Annotated in this window: 11 protein-coding genes; 4 read left to right on the top strand and 7 right to left on the bottom strand. The window is 72.5% G+C overall.

The genetic code is table 11. The annotated features are described in order from the left end of the window. The first annotated feature begins 15 nt into the window (after nucleotides 1–15). Nucleotides 16–4239, top strand: a complete 4224-nt coding sequence (locus NOD94_RS33585; protein WP_348652369.1) for an SDR family NAD(P)-dependent oxidoreductase — start codon at nucleotides 16–18, stop codon at nucleotides 4237–4239. A 169-nt stretch (nucleotides 4240–4408) separates the two neighbouring features. Here NOD94_RS33585 and NOD94_RS33580 read toward each other — a convergent pair whose 3' ends face one another. The 3 genes from NOD94_RS33580 to NOD94_RS33570 all read right to left on the bottom strand — a co-directional run bounded on the left by NOD94_RS33580 (nucleotide 4409) and on the right by NOD94_RS33570 (nucleotide 7443). Beyond that, a complete protein-coding gene (locus NOD94_RS33580; RefSeq protein ID WP_281209975.1) occupies nucleotides 4409–5350 on the bottom strand; it encodes an ACP S-malonyltransferase in 942 nt (313 codons plus the stop codon). A 225-nt stretch (nucleotides 5351–5575) separates the two neighbouring features. Next, the gene (locus tag NOD94_RS33575; RefSeq protein WP_281209973.1) at nucleotides 5576–6430 is read right to left on the bottom strand and encodes an ABC transporter permease; all 855 of its coding nucleotides are present in this window, start codon (nucleotides 6428–6430) and stop codon (nucleotides 5576–5578) included. Further along, nucleotides 6427–7443, bottom strand: coding sequence for an ABC transporter ATP-binding protein (locus NOD94_RS33570; protein ID WP_281209972.1), 1017 nt, complete (start codon nucleotides 7441–7443; stop codon nucleotides 6427–6429). Before NOD94_RS33570 ends, NOD94_RS33575 begins: the two co-directional genes overlap by 4 nt. A gap of 314 nt (nucleotides 7444–7757) precedes the next feature. On the opposite strand from NOD94_RS33570, the gene NOD94_RS33565 reads away from it, so the two are divergent. The 3 genes from NOD94_RS33565 (at nucleotide 7758) to NOD94_RS33555 (ending at nucleotide 10731) form a co-directional block, all read left to right on the top strand. Then, nucleotides 7758–8444, top strand: coding sequence for a sugar phosphate nucleotidyltransferase (locus tag NOD94_RS33565; RefSeq protein WP_281209971.1), 687 nt, complete (start codon nucleotides 7758–7760; stop codon nucleotides 8442–8444). Nucleotides 8445–8524: 80 nt separating this feature from the next. Next, nucleotides 8525–9169: a thioesterase domain-containing protein gene (locus NOD94_RS33560; protein ID WP_281209970.1), complete on the top strand. Its 645-nt coding sequence runs from the start codon at nucleotides 8525–8527 to the stop codon at nucleotides 9167–9169. A 152-nt stretch (nucleotides 9170–9321) separates the two neighbouring features. Beyond that, a complete protein-coding gene (locus NOD94_RS33555; RefSeq protein ID WP_281209969.1) occupies nucleotides 9322–10731 on the top strand; it encodes a class I adenylate-forming enzyme family protein in 1410 nt (469 codons plus the stop codon). A 93-nt stretch (nucleotides 10732–10824) separates the two neighbouring features. Here the strand turns inward: NOD94_RS33555 and NOD94_RS33550 are convergent, their stop codons facing one another. The 4 genes from NOD94_RS33550 to NOD94_RS33535 all read right to left on the bottom strand — a co-directional run bounded on the left by NOD94_RS33550 (nucleotide 10825) and on the right by NOD94_RS33535 (nucleotide 17249). Beyond that, nucleotides 10825–12486: an NAD(P)/FAD-dependent oxidoreductase gene (locus tag NOD94_RS33550; protein ID WP_281209968.1), complete on the bottom strand. Its 1662-nt coding sequence runs from the start codon at nucleotides 12484–12486 to the stop codon at nucleotides 10825–10827. Between the two features lie 173 nt (nucleotides 12487–12659). After that, nucleotides 12660–13427, bottom strand: a complete 768-nt coding sequence (locus NOD94_RS33545) for a 4'-phosphopantetheinyl transferase superfamily protein (RefSeq protein WP_281209967.1) — start codon at nucleotides 13425–13427, stop codon at nucleotides 12660–12662. Further along, nucleotides 13424–14230, bottom strand: coding sequence for a metallophosphoesterase (locus NOD94_RS33540; RefSeq protein WP_281209977.1), 807 nt, complete (start codon nucleotides 14228–14230; stop codon nucleotides 13424–13426). The genes NOD94_RS33545 and NOD94_RS33540 overlap by 4 nt, the downstream gene beginning before the upstream one ends. 91 nt (nucleotides 14231–14321) lie before the next feature. Then, entirely contained in the window at nucleotides 14322–17249 is a 2928-nt protein-coding gene (locus tag NOD94_RS33535) for a LuxR family transcriptional regulator (protein WP_281209966.1), read from the bottom strand. Nucleotides 17250–17846: the final 597 nt, after the last annotated feature.

The raw sequence follows: 17846 nt of genomic DNA, 5'->3' as shown, positions 1-17846 counted from the left end.
CTGTTGACGGACCGGGTGAGCGTCGCGGCGGTCAACGGCCCGCGGTCGGTCGTCATCGCCGGTGACGAGGACGCGGCGACGGCGGTCGTGGCGGCCTTCGCGGACCGAAAGAGCAAGCGGCTCACCGTCAGTCACGCGTTCCACTCGCCGCACATGGACGGCATGTTGGACGACTTCCGCCGGGTCGTGGAGGGACTGACGTACTCCGCCCCGCGCATTCCGATCGTCTCCAACCTGACCGGCGCCCTCGTCACCGAGGGTGAGATGGGTTCGGCCGACTTCTGGGTCCGGCACGTCCGCGAGGCAGTCCGCTTCCTCGACGGCATCCGGACCCTCGAAACCGCCGGGGTCACGACGTACGTCGAACTCGGCCCCGACGGCATCCTGTCCGCCATGGCGCACGGCTGCCTCTCGCAGGACGCCGGCACCGACGCCTTCGCACCGACGCTCCGCAAGGGCCGTCCCGAAGCGGCCACCCTGACCCGGGCCATCGCCCAGGTCCACGCGAGGGGTGTATCCGTCGACTGGGAGACCTACTTCGCGGGCACCGGCGCCCGGAGCGTCGATCTGCCGACCTACGCCTTCCAGCGCGACCGCTACTGGATAGACGTGCCGGTGACCGCCGTCGGCGACGTGGCCTCCGCCGGGCTCGGCGCGGCCGAGCACCCGCTGTTGGGCGCGGCCGTCGAACTGCCCGACTCGGACGGCTTCCTGTTCACCGGCCGGCTGTCGCTGCGAACCCACCCCTGGCTGGCCGACCACCGGGCCGCGGACGCCGTACTGCTGCCCGGTACCGCCTTCGTGGAACTCGCGCTGCACGCCGCGCGGCGGGCCGGTTCCGCCCTCCTGGAGGAACTGACCCTGGAGGCACCGCTGGTGCTCCCCGAGCACGGGGCGCTGCAACTCAGGCTCACGGTCGCCGCCCCCGACGCGGACGGCAGGCGGGTGCTGCACGTGCACTCGCGTCCGGAGTCCTCGGACGGCGAGGACGTACGAGGCCTCGACGAGCCGTGGACGCGGCACGCCGCCGGTGTGCTCGGCGCGGCGGACGGCCGGATCGACCTTCAGGGCCCGGCGGCCCTGGAGGCCTGGCCTCCCGCCGGTGCCGAAGAGCTCGACGTGGCCGACCTGTACGAGTTGTTCGCCGCCGGTGGGTACGCGTACGGTCCGGCCTTCCGCAACCTGCGGACGGCCTGGCGGCACGGTGACGAACTGTTCGTCGAACTCGCCCTGTCCGACGGACCCAGGGCCGAGGCCGCCCACTTCGGTGTGCACCCGGCGCTCCTCGACGCGGGCCTGCACGGCCTCGCCCTTGGCTCCTTCCTCGTCGCCGACGACACGGAGCAGGGCGCCGAGCCCCGCATGCGGGTGCCCTTCGCCTTCACCGGCGTGGGCCTGCACGCCGTCGGCGCGGACGCGCTGCGGGTGCGGCTGGCACCGGCCGGATCGGGAGCCGTGTCCCTCGCGGCCTTCGACGAGGAGGGCCGGCCGGTCGTATCGGTGAAGTCGCTGCTGCTGAGGACGCTCGACCCGGCCCGACTGCGCTCGAACCGGCCCGCGTTCCACGATTCGCTGTTCCGGTTGGAATGGCCCGCCCTGACCGGTGCGCCGACGCCGACGACCGGCCGTTGGGCCCTGGTCGGCAACGACACCCTCGGTCTGGAAGCCGTCCTGTGGGGCGCCGGCATCACCGCCGACGTGTACGGGGACCTGGACGCCCTCTCCGGAGTGGTGGCCGCCGGGAAGCCGGTTCCGGACACCGTCCTGGTCGCGTACGCCGCTCCCGGTACGGAGCCCGTGCCGGACACGGCGGAGGCCGCCCGGCAGGCGACCCGTGACGCCCTGACGTCCATCCAGACCTGGCTGGCCGACGAGGCGTTCGCCGGAGCCCGACTGGCGTTGGTCACCCGCGGAGCGGTCGAAGTACGTCCCGGCGAAGGCGTGCCGGACCTGGCGCACGCGCCGCTGTGGGGGTTGCTGCGCTCCGCGCAGTCGGAGAACCCCGGCAGGTTCCTGCTGCTCGACCTCGACGAGGACGCCGGCAGCGGCGCTCGCGGGGACGAAATCCCCGCGAGCGGGTCGGCGGAACTCTCGGCGCTGCTCGCGGCCGCGGTCGGCAGCGGCGAACCCCAGCTCGCGGTTCGGGGCGGAGCCCTGCACGCCGCCAGGCTGGCCAGGGTCCCCGTCGACCGAACCGACGCGGACGAGGCCGAGGAAGCGGCGGAGCGTACGGAGCTCCCCGCATGGGATCCGGACGGCACCGTCCTCATCACCGGTGGCACCGGCGCGCTCGGCAGCCTCCTGGCCCGGCACCTGGTGACCGGGCGGGGAGTGCGTCGGCTGCTCCTCACCAGCAGGCGCGGGCCCGCCGCGGCCGGCGCCGCGGAACTGGTCGAGGAACTCGCCGCCCTGGGCGCCGAGGCCGCCGTCGTCGCCTGCGACGCCTCCGACCGTCGGGCGCTGACCGAGCTGCTGGCCGGCATCCCGGCCGAGCACCCGCTCACCGCCGTCATCCACACCGCGGGCCACCTCGACGACGGACTCGTACCGTCCCTCACCGCCGAGCGGATCGATTCGGTCCTGCGGCCGAAGGTCGACGCGGCCCTCCACCTGCACGAGCTGACCCGGGACCTGGACCTCGCCGCGTTCGTCCTGTTCTCGTCGGCTGCCGGCACGCTCGGCAGCCCCGGGCAGGCCAACTACGCGGCTGCCAACGCCTTCCTCGACGGCCTGGCCCGCAGCCGGCGTGCGGCGGGACTGCCCGCCGTGTCGCTGGCCTGGGGACTGTGGGAGCAGCGCAGCGAGATGACCGGCGAGCTCACGGACGCCGACGTCCAGCGGATGGCGCGCGCGGGCCTGGCGCCGCTGTCCTCCGAGGAGGGACTGGCGCTGTTCGACACGGGCTGCGCCCTGACCGACGGCAGTGTCTTCGTCGCCATCCGACTGGACACCGCGCCGCTGCGGGCCCAGGCGGACGCCGGAGCCCTCCCGGCCGTCTTCCGCGGCCTGGTCCGCGGAGGACTCCGCAGGGCCGCGGCCCACGGCGCGGGTTCCGCCGCGGCGTCCGCCGCCGCACAGCGGCTGGCGGGCCTGTCGGCGCTGTCGGAGGAGGAGCAGGAGCGGGTCCTGCTCGACGTGGTGCGGGCGCAGGCCGCCGCGGTGCTCGCCTATCCGTCGCCCGAGGCGGTGGGGGAGTCGCAGGGGTTCCTGGAGCTCGGCCTGGACTCGCTGACCGCCGTCGAACTGCGCAACCAGCTGAACGCCGTGACGGGACTGCGGCTGCCCGCCACGCTGCTGTTCGACCACCCGACGCCGCTGCTGGTCGCCCAGCTGCTGCGGGCCGAACTCGCCGCAGGTCCGGGCGGGGCCGCCGGACCGGCCGGTGGGGCTGAGCAGGGCGCGGAGGACGACGGCGGCGGCGTGTTCGGCGCGATGCTCCAGGAAGCCGGCGCGCAGGGCGCGTCCGGCCCGTTCATGGAACTGCTCATGCAGGCGTCGCGGTTCCGGCCGTCGTTCGCCTCGGCCGCCGAACTGCGCAGGGCACCCGCCCTCGTACGGCTCGCCCGGGGCGAGAACGGGCCCGGACTGGTCTGCTTCTCGTCGATCCTGTCGATCTCGGGGCCGCACCAGTACGCCCGGTTCGCGTCCGCGTTCCGCGGCCGGCGGGACGTGCACGCCATGGCGGCCCCCGGCTTCCTGCGCGGGGAGCAACTGCCGTCGACCGCCGCCGCGGTCATCGAGGCCCAGGCCGAGGCCGTCCTGAAGCACACCGACGGTTCGCCGTTCGTGCTCCTCGGGCACTCCTCGGGCGGCATGCTCGCCCACGCGGTCGCCGGCCGGTTGGAGGCCGCCGGGGTCTTCCCCGAGGCCGTGGTCCTGGTCGACATCTACTCGCACGACGACGACGCCATCCTCGGCATCCAGCCGGGGCTGTCGGAAGGCGTCGACGAGCGGCAGGGCAGTTATGTCCCGGTCGATGACAGTCGGCTGCTCGCGATGGGCGCCTACTTCCGGCTCTTCGGAGGTTGGAAGCCGGAGGCGGTGAAGTCGCCGACGCTGCTGGTCCGCGCGCAGGAGCGGTTCTTCGACTGGAACCGGGCGACGGACGGCGACTGGCGTTCCTACTGGGACCTGGAGCACACCGTCGTGGACGCTCCCGGCAACCACTTCACCATGATGGAGCAGCACGCGCAGGCGACGGCCGGAGTCGTCGAGGCATGGCTGGACGGCACTCGTTGAAGGCGGCGGGCCCGCTGATCCGGGCCCGCCCGCACGGCCGTTGACAGCAGGGAAGGGGGGCCCCCCCCCCCCCGGGGGGGGGCGCCCCCGCCCCCGGGGGGGGGTGGGGGGGCCGGCCCCCCCCCCCCCCCCGGGGGGGGGGGCCCCTTCCCGTACGGGGTTCGGTGCGTCAGGCGCCGCGCCGGACCCGCGCCGCCCGGGACCGGTCGAGCGCGGTCGCCCGCTCGCGCTCCCGGGCGCGCTTCTTCGGCAGGCCCAGGGCGACGACCTCGAAGTTGTCCTTGGTGACGTCCAGCCGGTGGAACAGGTTGTCGGGGCCGGTCACATACAGCGTGCCCACCCCCAGCCCCTTGAGCGACTCGACCATGCCCGGCCAGTGGATCGGCCGGTCGAAGGTGTCCAGCATCATCGTGCGCATCCCGGCGGCGTCCCGGACGACGCTGCCGTCGTGGTCGACGACCACGGGCAGGGAGGGGTCGGCGAACCCGTACGCGCCGAAGACCTCCTCCTCCGCCTTCCTGCGCAGCGCCGAGAACGCCGCGGCGTGCACCGGCGGCCGCATCGAGTACATGGAGTAGCCGCCGGCCGCGCTGATACCGGACGTCAGGGCGTCGAGGTCCCGTTCGCGCACGGACAGCATGTGGAAACCGGCGTCGAGCCGGCCGGAGGAGTCGTACCAGGCGCCCCGGTCGTCGAACCCGGCGAGGAGCTCGTCCAGCCGGTCCTGCGGCGTGCGGACGAAGCAGTGCGTGACGACGTCCTCGTAGGCGTCGGCGAAGTACTCCTCCTCGCAGCGGGCCAGTTCCGCGGTCAGCCGGACGACCTCGGTGAAGGACAGCGATCCGACGAACGCGGCGGTGGCCTTCTGGCCGAAGCTGGGGCCGGCGCAGACGGTGGGAGTGACACCGAGGGCGTCCACGGCCCGGTCAGCCAACGCCATCGAGTTCACCAGGAACGCGATCTGGAAATCGACCGAATAATCCTCCTCGGCGTCCCGGAAACGGTCGAACACCGAATAGCCGAGTGCCTCGTCGGCCTCCGCGAGCCGAACCCGGGCGTACGGGTCGAGCAACAGGAACTTGCCGACCTCAGCGAAGGACGCGGGACCCATGCCGGGGAAAACGATCGCGGACCCGTTCCGGGAACCGTCCGATTCGGTGGTGGCGGGTCCGGTCGTTTCCGTGGGGGGAATCGTGTCGGAAATCGCGTCGGGACGAGTCATGAGCCGTGAATACCTTTGCTTCCGGGAAGAATGCGAGGCGCGAGAAAAGGCCTCGTACCCGGGCGGCGCGGGTGCGCCGGTCCGGGCACGAGGCCGGGGAGCAGGGGTGCGGGGTCAGTCCTGGGCCCTGCGGTGGAAGCCCTTGATGCCGATCGCCCCGAAGATCAGGATCGCCGCGGTCAGCGCCGACACGTCGACCCACAACGGGATCGAGCCGGGACCGCCCGGCGGCAGCAGCAGCGCGCGGATCCCCTCGCTGACGTAGGTCAGCGGGTTGAAGGCGCACAACACCTGGAACCAGCGGACGTCCGCCAGCCCGTGCCACGGGAACTGGGTGCAGCCGGTGAACATCAGCGGGGTCAGCGTCACCGCGAACACGATGCTGATGTGCCGGGCCGGCGCCAGCGTGCCGATGGTCAGGCCCACCGTGCTGCCGGCCAGCGCGCCCATCAGGAGCACGCCCAGCGTGGCCGGGAAGCTGTCCATCGGCCAGGACGCGTGGTCGAGGACCAGGAAGCCCATCGGGATCATCAACAGCGAGGCGATGATGCCGCGCAGCATGCCGAAGACCAGCTTCTCGACGGCCACCAGGGTGATGGGGATCGGGGCGAGGAGACGGTCCTCGATCTCCTTGCTCCAGGAGAAGTCGATGATCAGCGGGAGGGCCGTGTTCTGCAGACTCACCAGGAAGGCGTTGAGGGCCACCACACCCGGCAACAGGACCTGCTGGAAGTTGCCGCCGGTGTAGCCGAGTTCGCCCAGGACCTTGCCGAAGACGAACAGGATGAAGAACGGCTCCACGAGCACCTGGGCGAGGAAGGTGCCCAGTTCGCGGCCCGTGACGAAGACGTCCCGCCACAGGATGAAGAAGAACGTACGGGTCACCGAGCGGACGCCGGTGGGCGCGGGCCGCAGCTCGCGCGGGAAGCCGGCGACCGGGTCGGGCGCGGGTGCGGTGGTGGTGCTCATCGCAGCTCCCGGCCGGTCAGCGCGATGAAGACGTCCTCCAGTGTCGCGGTGCCCACTTTGATGTCCTTGATGTCGCAGTTCGCCGCCGCGAGGGTGGTGATGGCGGCCGGAAGCAGCGCACCGGTCGGCGCGTCGCTGTAGAGACGGAGCCGTAGGGGCGCGTCCGCGTCGACCGGCGGGTGTTCCGCCGTACCTCCGGCCGTCCCGTCCCCGCGGGGCGGCTCGACGTTCTCGACCCGCGTCACCGCCTCGATCTTCTCCAGCAGCCGGATGACCTCCGCCGCGCCGCCCTCCGCCGGCCGTACCGTCAGGGTGCAGGCGGTGCCGCTCAGGTTCTCCATGAGCGCCTGCGGGGTGTCCAGGGCGAGCAGCCGTCCGTGGTCCACGATGCCGACGCGGTCGCACAGCCTGGCGGCCTCGTCCATGTCGTGCGTGGTGAGCACGGTGGTCACACCGCGCCCGCTCAGCTCGGCGACCCGCTCGTGGATGAACAGGCGGGCCTGCGGGTCGAGCCCGTTGGCGGGTTCGTCCAGGAACAGCACGTCGGGGCGGTGCATCAGGGCACGGGCGATCATCACGCGCTGGGCCTGGCCGCCGGAGAGCTGGTCACCGCGGTCCTTGCCGCGGTCGGCGAGCCCCACCCAATCCAGGCACTCGTCGGCGAGCCGGCGCCGGTCCGCCCGGCCCATGCCGTGGTAGCCGGCGTGGAAGGTCAGGTTCTGGCGCAGGGTGAGCGACTGGTCGAGGTTGTTGCGCTGCGGGACGACGGCGAAGGCCCTGCGGGCCTGGGCGGGATGGACCACGACGTCGACACCCTGCACGAACGCCCGCCCGGCCGTGGGGGCCACGCGGGTCGTGAGGATGCCGATGGTCGTCGTCTTGCCGGCGCCGTTGGGACCGAGGAACCCGAAGACCTCACCCCGGCGGACCGAGAAACTCAGGTCGTCCACCGCCGGCCGGTCACGGTCCCGGTACTTCTTGACAAGTCCGTCGACCACGACAGTGGATTCCACGGATCGTTCAGGTTTCATTTATGCCTGCGAATCAAGTGGGACGCGACGACGGCGGCCGGGGGTCCGCGGGAAGGGTATCGCGTGACCGGACGCGCGTCGGGCGCCGACTGAATAGGACACGGAAGTGATGGCTTCCTGTCTAGCATGCGGGGTTCCGGGGCGACTCGGCCTTGGCCGGGTCTAGGGGGAATGGTGAAACGGTTAGGGGGGAATAGGGGTGATCGAATATCCCCGCCGGGAAATATCCTCGCAGCGTTACCGCGTGACTGCGCCGGACCTCTCCGATCGCCCCACCATTTCCGCGAGGAGACCCCGTGAAAGCACTCGTCCTGTCCGGGGGATCCGGCACCCGTCCGCGCCCCAGGCCCTCCGCCGGCTCCTGTGCCGCCCCTGCCGGGCAGTCCGCCCCGGCGGCCGGCAGGCCCGTCCTCTTCGACGTCCTCGAAGGCATCGCCGACACGGGCATCCTCGACGTCGGCATCGTCCTCGGCGAAGGCGCCGAAGAGATCCGGGCGGCCGTCGGTGACGGCACCCGCTTCGGCGTCAGCGTCACCTACCTGCCCCAACACCGGCCGCCGGACCCGGCCCGGTCCCTGCGCAGCGCGCGGGACTGGCTGGGCGAGGACGACTTCGTGACGTACCCGGGCGACACCTTCGTCCCGGGCGGTATCGGCGAACACCTGGAGGAGTTCCGCACCCACCGCCCGGCGGCGCAGGCGGTACCCGACCACCCCGGGGTGTACTTCTTCACGGAAGCGGTGCACCGGGCCGTCGAGTCCGCGACGCCCACCGGCGGCGGACCCGGCGCATCCGGTGCGGCCGGGTTCGGCGACCTCCTGCGGTGGTTGGCCGACCAGGGCCTGGAGGTCGCCACCGGCGCCCCGGCCACCGGCGCCGACGACACGCGCACCGACACGTCCACCGACACGCGCACCGACACGTTCAGCGCCACGGTCACCGACACCGCCGTCGATCACGGCAGGCCCCGGACCTGTTCATGAAGGCCCTCCGCACGGGAGGCGCCGATCGCACGCCCGACCACGAGTCGTCAGGCACCACCCGATGCGGAGTTTCAGGGAGCATGACCCATGAGCACAACCGGCCCCCCGTCGGGGAGACCACCCCCGACGAGGTCGGCCTGATCCAGATCCGGCAGCCCGCGGGCCGCAGCAGCTACCGGATGATCTGCTTTCCGAGCTCACGGAACTCGCCGCTCTGCTACCTGGCCATGGCCGAGTTACTACTGCCCACCGTGGAACTGCTCATCGTCCAATACCCCTCCACGCTCTCCGAGGAGGACCTCGACCCGGAGGCGGGCTCCGCGCTCGCCGACAAGGTCTTCGAAGCCGTACGGGGCTGGGCCGACCGCCCGTTCGCCCTGTTCGGCCACCGTCTGGGAGCCGAGTTGGCCTACGCCGTCGGCTGCCGGCTCGAACGCGAGACGTACACGGCGCCCCTGACGCTGTTCGTCTCCGGACGGACCGCACCCGGCCACCGCGGCAGCCTCGGACCGCCCCAACTGGGCTGTCGTGTCGTCGCCCTGGCGGCCCGTCATGACCCGCGTGCCACACCGGCCGCCGTCGGGTCGTGGCGGCGCAGCACGTCCGGCGGGTTCGACCTGGAGGTCTTCCCCGGCGCCCAGGGGTACCTGAGGACATACCGCCGGGAGGTGGTCAACATCGTCCACGACCAGCTGATCTCGCTCGGTGAAGCGGACCCGGATTGACCCGGGTCCACGGCGTGAGCGACCGAATTCCCATCCCTGGTGAAGCTCGCGAACCCCGCGATCCACCCCCCTGAACGGGCCCGGCCCCCGGCCCGGCGGACCGCACGCCGCCCGGCAGTGGACCGGCCCAGAGGAAGGACATTGTGCGACCGATGACCGCGAAGATATGTGCAGCCGACTCGGTACGGACCATAGACGAGTTCGAACAGGACGCCCTCCGGGTGGCCGGGGCGATCCGCGAACGGGGCGTCGGCCTCGGTGACCGGGTCATGCTCAAGGCGGGCAACTCGGCGAGCTACGTGTGCGTCCTGTACGCGCTCATGCACGTCGGCGCCTCGATCGTCCTCGTCGACCAGCAGGAACATCAGGAGGAGACCCGCCGCATCGCCGTGCGTACCGGCGTGAAGGTCACCTTCGTCGACGACGACACCCCCATCTACCCGGACGCCGACCCCGTCCACCTGTACGAGCTGATGGTCGCCGTCGCCGACCATCAGCCCACCGAACCGGCCCTGTCCTTCGACGCCTGGGGCGACCTGCCCGACGGCCTCATCATGTGGACGTCCGGCTCCACCGGATCCCCCAAGGGCGTCGTGAAGTCCGGCGCCTCGTTCCTCCGCAACCTCCGGCGCAACGCCGACCAGGTCGGGCACCGCTCCGACGACGTGCTGATGCCGCTGCTGCCCTTCGCCCACCAGTACGGCCTGTCGATGGTGCTCATCGCCTGGCTCACCCGCTGCTCCCTGGTGATCGCCCCCTACCGCCGACTCGACCGGGCCCTGCGCATGGGCCGCGACGCCGGGGTGACGGTCATCGACGCGACGCCCTCCAGCTACCGCAGCATCCTCAGCCTCGTCACCCGCAAGTCCTCGCTGCGCGGCCACCTGGCCGACGTGCGGATGTTCTGCGTCGGCGCGGCCCCCCTCGACGCCCCGCTGGTGGAGCAGTACCGGACGGAGTTCGGACTGCCGCTGCTCGACAGCTACGGATCCACGGAGCTCGGCAACATCTCCTTCGCCACCCTGGACAACCCCGTCGCCTGCGGCCGGGCCATGGAGGGCATCCGGCTCCGGATAGTCGACGAGGACCGCCGCGAGCTGCCCGCGGGGCAGACGGGCGAGATCGAGGTCGACACCCCCGACGCCCTCGAAGGGCAGGTCGCGGACGACGGCACCATCGTGCCGGCCGACGCGACCGGCTGGCAGGCCACGGGTGACCTCGGCCACCTCGACGCCGGCGGCAACCTGCACGTCCTGGGACGCAAGTTCGCCGTCCACCGCATGGGATACACCCTCTACCCCGAACTCATCGAACGGAAGGTCGCCGCCGAGGGCTGCCCGACCCGGATCGTTCCCCTGCCCGACGAACTCCGCGGCTCCCAGCTGGTCTTCTTCGTCGAGGACGAGGACATGCGGGACGCCGGTCACTGGCGCGAGCGGCTGTGCGACCTGCTGCCGGTATACGAACAGCCCAACAAGGTAGTGGTGTTGGAGCGGTTCCCGCTGAACCGCAACGGCAAGGCCGACAAGAAGGCCCTCGCCGTGCTCGCCGCCCAGGTATGAGGACCATGACGGCGCGGTGAAGGCGCCCCCGCGTTCGCGCGGGGGCGCCTTCGTCCGTACGGGTCCCGCGCGCGGCGGGCTCCCCGGGGCGGATCAGTCGTCGTAGGGGAGTTCCACGGGCGCCAGCGAGTCGAAGAGGTCACCCGGACCGGGATTGTCCGGGTGCGTCGAACCCCCCAGGTGGTCCACCACGCCCCACACCGCGTTCAAGGCCGTCGTGACGGCGCCCTCCGCGAACCCGCCGGTCCACGACACGTCGTCGCCGCACAGGAAGAAGCCGCGTTGCCCGGCGGGCAGCCCGCGCTGCATGAACTGCGTGAACAGCCGTCGTTGGTAGCGGTACTGACCCGGCAGGTTCGCCTTGAACGCGCCCATGAAGTGCGGTTCGTTCTCCCAGGTGACGGTGAGTGGCTCCCCCCGAACATGCGACCGGATGTCCAACCCCGGGTAGATCGAGGCAAGTTGCCCGAGCAGGGCGTCGAGCCGTTCCGCCGGGCTCAAGGTGGCCATCTTCGACGAGTCGTCGTTCCACGTGTACGACAGGCACATCACGCCCGGCCGGTCCGGGCCGTCGTCGAACAGGTACACGCCGCGAGGCATCCGGTCGGTGAGCGTCATGCTCATCACCGGCAGCCCGGTGTCCGGGTCCACGTCGTGCCAGAACGGCCGGTCGGTGAGGACGAACAGCTTGGACGAGCCCATGTAGTGGGTCCGCTCCACCGCCGTCCAGAGCGGGGCGCTGAGCAGCCCCGGATCGGCCTCCACCCGGTTCAGCAGCGTCCACACGTGCGGGGTGTAGACCACGGCCGGGAACCGGTCCCGGCGACCCTCGACGTCGGTGATCGTGAACTCCGTGCCGTCGCGGTCGACGGTACGCACCCCCGGGCGGGCGGCCCCGCCGTGCAGGGAGGCCAGTGAGGTGCCCGCCGGCCAGTGCGCGAGCCGCGCCGGACGGTGTTCCCACAGCCCGCGGGGGACCTGCTGGGAGCCGCCGAGGACGGCCACCTGGTGGTCGTCGGCCTCCGTGTAGACCACGCGCAGGATCTCCAGCAGCGAGTTGGGGAAGTCGGTGTCCCAGCCGCCGGTGCCGAAACCGACCTGCCCGAAGATCTCCCGGTGGCGGAACGAGCGGAACGCCGAACTCGTCGCGAGGAAGCCGTGGAAGGACTGGTCGTCGAACTCCCGCACCAGCCGGCCCCACACGTGCTTGAGCGTCTCCACGTCGCGGCGCCGCACCGCGTCGCGCATCGTGGCCAGCTCGGCCCGCTCCTGGAGGGACTTCTCCCAGGCGGCGGCCACCTCCTGGTAGATGTCGGGGAGTTGCTCCGCGCCGCGCACGGTGTGGCGCACGCCGCCCAGGTCGATGAGGGTGCTCGGGGTGTGCGGCGACAGCGGGTTGGGGAACGGGCTGGTGCGCAGCCCCAGCAGGTCGATGTAGTGGAACAGGGCGCGGGCCGACCGGGGGAAGCGCATCGCGCCCATCTCCGCCACGCAGTCGGGCTGCCCCGGGAAGGCGACCGACCGCATCCGGCCGCCGAGCTGGCCCACCTCGTACACGACGGGGCGCAGGCCCAACCGCATCAGTTCGTAGGCGGCGGTCAGCCCCGCCATCCCGCCGCCCACCACGGCGACCGGCGTTCCGGCGCCGCCGGCCGGTAGGGAGCCCAGGCCCGCCGGGTGGCCGAGCCAGCCGTCGTAGGAGAACGGGAAGTCCGGCACGAGCATGGTGGTGGGAGCCGGGCTTGCTGATGTCATCTGGAGTACCTCTCGGGCCGGTGCGACATCGCTTCCAGGGAACCGGGGACGAGCCGGCGCGGCCGGGGACGCGGCACTCGGCCGTCCCGGCGGGAGGGATCCACGCGCCGTACGCCGTGCGCGGTCGGTCCGGTCCTCGCACGCTACGCAGCGGGCCCCGAACCGGACAACCCCTACCGACCCGGGTGCCCGGCCGTACCGGTGGCGCCGTACGGGGTGCCGTGCCCGGTGGCGTCCCCGGCAGCCGAGGTGCGTTGGGCGGGGACGGTGATCGCGGTCACCACCAGGCCGCGGTGCGCGAGCCAGCGACCGGTGAACGTCGTCACCGGCCGGCCGTCGGGGTCGGTTCCCGGACGTAGGACGCGGGCCCGGAACGTGCCGCTCAGCAGGCCGGTCGGGGTGTCCTCGCCGTCGTCGGTGCGGAAGGAGAGGGCGGCGTCCTCGAAGTCCAGCTCGGTGCCCACCAGCGGGTACCAGGTCTTGTACACGGCCTCCTTGGCGCTGAACAGCAGCCGGTCCCGGCACGGCCCGGCCGCCCCGAACGACGGGGTGCGCGCCCAGGCGAGTTCCTGGGGCAGGGCGATCGACTCCAGTACTCCCCGGGGCAACGGCCGGTCGGGCTCGGCGTCGATGCCGACCGCCATCAGGTCGGTGTCCCGGGCGAGGACGGCGGCCCGGTAGCCGGCGCAGTGCGTCATGCTGCCCACCACGCCCGCCGGCCACTGGGGCACGTTGCGCCTACCGGGCAGGACCGGCGTCGGCGGCAGCCCGAGGGCGGCCAGCGCGCGGCGGGCGCAGCCCCGTACGGTGGTGAACTCCTCCCGCCGCTCCTGCGTGGCGGTCGCCACCAGGGCGGCCTCCTCGGGGTGGAGCACCGCGGCGGCGTCCGGCCCGAAGGACTCGCTCGCGCGGACGCCTTCGGGCAGCAGGGTCCCGATCACTTCCCGTCCTCCCCGCCGGTGTGGGGGAGGATCTGCCGCAGCAGACCCCGGGGGTGGCCCCGGCGGCGCCACTCGCGCGGGTAGCCGATGGACACCTCCTCGAAGCGCACCCCGTCGTACCAGGTGGTTCGGGGTATGTGCAGGTGCCCGTAGACCACGGCGGCGGTGCGGAACCTGCGGTGCCAGTCGGCGGTGAGCACGGTGCCGCACCACTGGGCGAACTCCGGGTGCCACAGCACGTCCGTGGGTTCGCGCACCAGCGGGAAGTGGTTGACCAGGACCAGGGGGACCGTCGGGTCGTGGGCTTCGAGCCGGCTCAGGGTGTGCGCGACCCGGGCCCGACACCAATCGTCCCGGGTCGGGTACGGGTCGGGGTGCAGGAGGTACTCGTCCGTGCAGACGACGCCCGCCTCGTGCGCCCGTGCCAGGGACTCCTCCTTGGTCCGGGTGCCCGCCACCCGGAAGGTGTAGTCGTACAGCAGGAACAGCGGGGCGACCGCGACCGGCCCGCCCGGCCCCTCCCACAGCGGCCACGGGTCCTCGGGCGTGACGACGCCCAGGGCGCGGCACATGTCGACGAGGTGCCGGTAGCGCCGTTCGCCGCGGGCCTGGACCGGGTCCTCGCGCGGGGTCCACAGCTCGTGGTTGCCCGGGGCCCACACCACCTTGGCGAACCGTTCGGCGAGCAGGCGCAGTGCCCACTCGATGTCCTCGGTCAGTTCGCCGACGTCGCCGGCGACGATCAGCCAGTCGTCCGGGTGGGTGGGGCGCAGGGATTCGGTGATGGGCCGGTTGTCGGCCATCCCGATGTGCAGGTCGCTCACCGCGAGCAACCGGGGACCGGGTCCGCCGGCGGACGCGGGTCCGCCCGGCTCGCCGGCCCCGTCGGCGGGATCAGGCAGTATGTGCGACATCAATGTCCCAACTGACCGGCAGGTCTTGGCGGCGCGTGATGTTGATCTTGCGGTAGACGCGGGTGAGGTGCTGTTCCACGGTACTGACGGTGATGAAGAGCTTCGCCCCGATCTCACGGTTCGTGTACCCGTGCGCGGCCAGTGCCGCCACCCGCCGCTCGGCGTCCGTCAGGGGGGCCGCCGCCGCGCTCGGCCGCGACCGTACGGGGCTCGGCATGGGTGCGGGCACGGCCCGCTGGGGCACGCTCAGCACGGGCTGCCCGGTCCGGGGGCGGTGGGTGACCTCGCGCGCCCCGCGGACCTCGGCGATCCGCCCCGCCCGGCGGGTGCAACTGCGGCCCTGGGCCGTGTCGCCGAGCTGTTCGTACACCGTCCCGAGGTCGGTCAGCGCCCGGGCCAGCTCGTGGGAGTCGCCCTCCTCCTGGAACAGCGTCACGGCCCGCTCCAGCAGTACCGGCCGGTCGGCCGCCGGCCGGGCGGCCGCGAGGACGCGCAGCGCCATGCCGCGCACCCGCGGTCCGGCTTCCCGGGCGAGCTGCTCCCTGGCGAACTGTTCCGCCTGGTCACGGTTGCCGAGGGCCAGTGAGGCCTCCGCCATCCCGACGCGCCAGGGCGCCAATCCCTCCCGGTCCATGTCCCACTCGCGCATCAGCCGGCCGCAGGCCATGAAGTCGGTCAGCGCGGCGTGATGCCGGCCGGTGGCGAGCCGGTGACCTCCACGCGCGTAGAGGTAGTGCAGCCCGTAGCGCGTCAGCAGCATCTGCTCCGGTACCGGGTGGTTGTCCACGAGGGCCGCCGCCGCCTCGTGGTCGCCCAGGGCGGTCCGTGCCTCGATGAGGGCGGACAGCGGCATGCCGATCCCCACGCCCCAGCCGTGCGGGGTGAGCTGTTCCATCGACTGCGCCGCCAGGCGCCGTGCCAGGTCCGGCTCCCCGCGGCGCAGCGCCATGTGTGCGCGCATCGCCTGCATGACGGCCGTCCAACCGGGCGCGTCGTGCTCGGAGGCCTCGTCCAGCAGGCGGTCCGTCCACAGGATGGCCTCGCCCAGCCGCTCCGAGTACAGCAGGGTCAACAGGCACGCCCGTATCGTGACGTGGCTGTCCTCCGTGAGCCGGGTGCCGGCGAGGATCTGCTCGGCGATCTCGGTGTGTTCCTCGTCCGCCGCCGCCCGCTCCCGGTGACCCGGGCCGGTTCCGGTGCTCAGGACGCCCTGTAGGACCCGGATCCCGGTCATCGCGCAGTCCTCGGGGGACTCCGTCGGGGACGGGGTGGCGGCCGGTCCGAGCGCACGGTCCAGCCGGTCCAGCCGGTCCAGCAGCGTGGGGTAGGTGGAGGCCAACATCACTCGTACGTCACGCAGTTGACGGGTCAGTCCGGGCTCGGACGGATGCGGCATGCCATCGAGGGCGTGCTCGATGGCGATCGACGCGTCATCGATCCAGCCGTTCCACAACAGGTCGCCGACGAGCCGCAGGGAATCGGTGACGGGCAGCGTCCCCTCCCGCAACGCGGCGTTCAGCGGCTGGAGTTCCTGCGCCCAGGCGGACGGGTTGACCCGCCAGATGAACTTGGCCATGCTCGCCCGGAGCCGCAGCCGCTCCCGCTCGTCGGGAGAGCACTCCTCCGCCAGCCGCAGGCACCGCACAGCGAACTCGACCCGCTGGGAGGCGAGCGCCGTGTGCGCGGCCGCGCTCAGCACCCCGGGCACCCACTCCTCGTCGGGAACGGCCGGACCGTTGCCCAGCAGGTGCGAGGCGACGGCCATCGGGGCCGCCCCGGCCTCGTACAACAGCCCGGCCGCGCGCCGGCGCAGCGGGACGAGCGCGTCGTCGGCCAGGCTCTCCCGTACGGCGGTGCGCACCGCGCCGTGCCGGAACCGCTCGCCCTGCAGGATCCCCGCGTCGCCGAGGGCGGCCACGACCTGGCCCACCGTGCGCTCGTCCGTCTCCACCAATCGGGCGAGCAGCGGCCGGGCGGCGGCGCTGCCCAGCAGGGCGATGCCCTGAGCGACGCGCAGGCCCTCGGCTCCGGTCCGGTGGACGCAGATCAGCGCGTTCTGCAGGAACTGTTCACCGGCGGGGAACGACCCGTCGACCGGTTCCGTCGCGCGCCGGCGGTGGACCCGGTCGTCCAGGAGGCTGTGGACCAGCAGCGGGTTGCCGCCGGTCGCCATGTGCAAGGACGAGGCCAGGCGGGTGGTGTGCGACGGGCCGGTCGCCGCGTCGCCCGTGCGGGCGGCCCGGCCGGCCCGCTGGACGAGCAGGGCTTCCACCCCGTGTGCGGTGAGCGGGCCCAGCCGCAGGCGCAGCCCCTCGACCTGGCGGAGCAGTTCTTCCAGGACGTGCGGAGCGTCCGCCCCCGCGTCGGGGCCGCACGTCACGACTAGCGCGAGGCTCCCGGCCGTGGCGCGCGCCCGACCCAGGGCGTACAGGAGGCACTGCAACGACTGGGGGTCGGCGTACTGCACGTCGTCGACGGCGATCAGGACGGGGCCGTGCGCGGCGAGACCGGCGAGTCGGGCGTGGAAGGCCATGAGGGTCTGCGCGGGGACGAGTTCCTCGGCGCCGGCCGGTCCGTGGAGGGCGAGCGGGCCCGCGGCTTCGCGCGTGTCCCGCAGCAGCTCCTCCACCACGCCGAAGGGGATGTGTCGTTCGGAGGGGGAGGTCACGGCGCTCAGGAGGCGGATGCCCGATTCGGCCGTGGGTTCCAGCACGCGATGGAGCAGTGCCGTCTTGCCGGAGGCGACCGGACCGCTGATGACGGCGATCCGGCCGGGTCTGGAGGGGTCGTCGGGGGCGGCCCGGCGCGCCGTTCCGTACCCGGCTCCGTGAGCGGCGCTGTGGGCCCGGGCGGCGCCGGTCACCCAGGCGGTCAGCTTGGCGATCTGTTCATCCCGCTCGACCAGCATGGCTGTAGAAGCCTCCCCTGAGATTCGGAGCGACACATCTCGGTCCTGTGGCAAGACATGGCTATTCCATGGAGTCCCGCTGGGGGGAAGTGGTGCCCGGGGAGCGCGTGGAATTCTGCGCTCGCCGTCGGTCAAACGGCAGGCCGGTTCTTCCCGTTCGGCAGGTCCGATCAAACTCTAGCAACACTCGACCGGCCTTCCTGCGGGCTCCGTTTTGAATGACACGCGGCCAAGCGGCCGTTGGTTCAGGTGAATCGGGGAAAAACCTCGTGGCGGTATCGGGAACCTCAAGGAAACCTCAAATGCTCATTGCTCAACCTTTACGGCTCTAGGGGTCGCCGCGCGCAGAATAGGGGTCGGAGACGGTGGAGGAGCCGCCGTGGGCGCTCGTTTAATGGTGGGGTGCGGGCCTTTGGCGGCCCGTCGGAAGAGACGAGCCGCCCGCCTCGCGGGGCCGGGGTCGAGAGGGCACATGACGACGAACCTCACGGGGAAAGTGGCCGAGTTGCGCGAGCTGCGCGAGGAGGCGCGGCGCGGGCCGAGCGATCGGGCGACGGAGGCGCAGCACGCCAAGGGCAAGCTGACGGCCCGGGAGCG

Source organism: Streptomyces sp. Isolate_45, assembly GCF_024721315.2.
GTDB lineage: Bacteria > Actinomycetota > Actinomycetes > Streptomycetales > Streptomycetaceae > Streptomyces.
This window is presented reverse-complemented; position numbering and strand designations above follow the sequence as displayed.

Excerpts from the sequence above, each read along its gene's own strand:
- NOD94_RS33555 (WP_281209969.1), top strand. The coding sequence starts at position 9,322 with ATGACCGCGAAGATATGTGCAGCCGACTCGGTACGGACCATAGACGAG.
- NOD94_RS33550 (WP_281209968.1), bottom strand. The coding sequence starts at position 12,486 with ATGACATCAGCAAGCCCGGCTCCCACCACCATGCTCGTGCCGGACTTC.
- NOD94_RS33535 (WP_281209966.1), bottom strand. The coding sequence starts at position 17,249 with ATGCTGGTCGAGCGGGATGAACAGATCGCCAAGCTGACCGCCTGGGTG.
- NOD94_RS33560 (WP_281209970.1), top strand. The coding sequence starts at position 8,525 with ATGACCCATGAGCACAACCGGCCCCCCGTCGGGGAGACCACCCCCGAC.
- NOD94_RS33540 (WP_281209977.1), bottom strand. The coding sequence starts at position 14,230 with ATGGCCGACAACCGGCCCATCACCGAATCCCTGCGCCCCACCCACCCG.
- NOD94_RS33575 (WP_281209973.1), bottom strand. The coding sequence starts at position 6,430 with ATGAGCACCACCACCGCACCCGCGCCCGACCCGGTCGCCGGCTTCCCG.
- NOD94_RS33580 (WP_281209975.1), bottom strand. The coding sequence starts at position 5,350 with ATGGGTCCCGCGTCCTTCGCTGAGGTCGGCAAGTTCCTGTTGCTCGAC.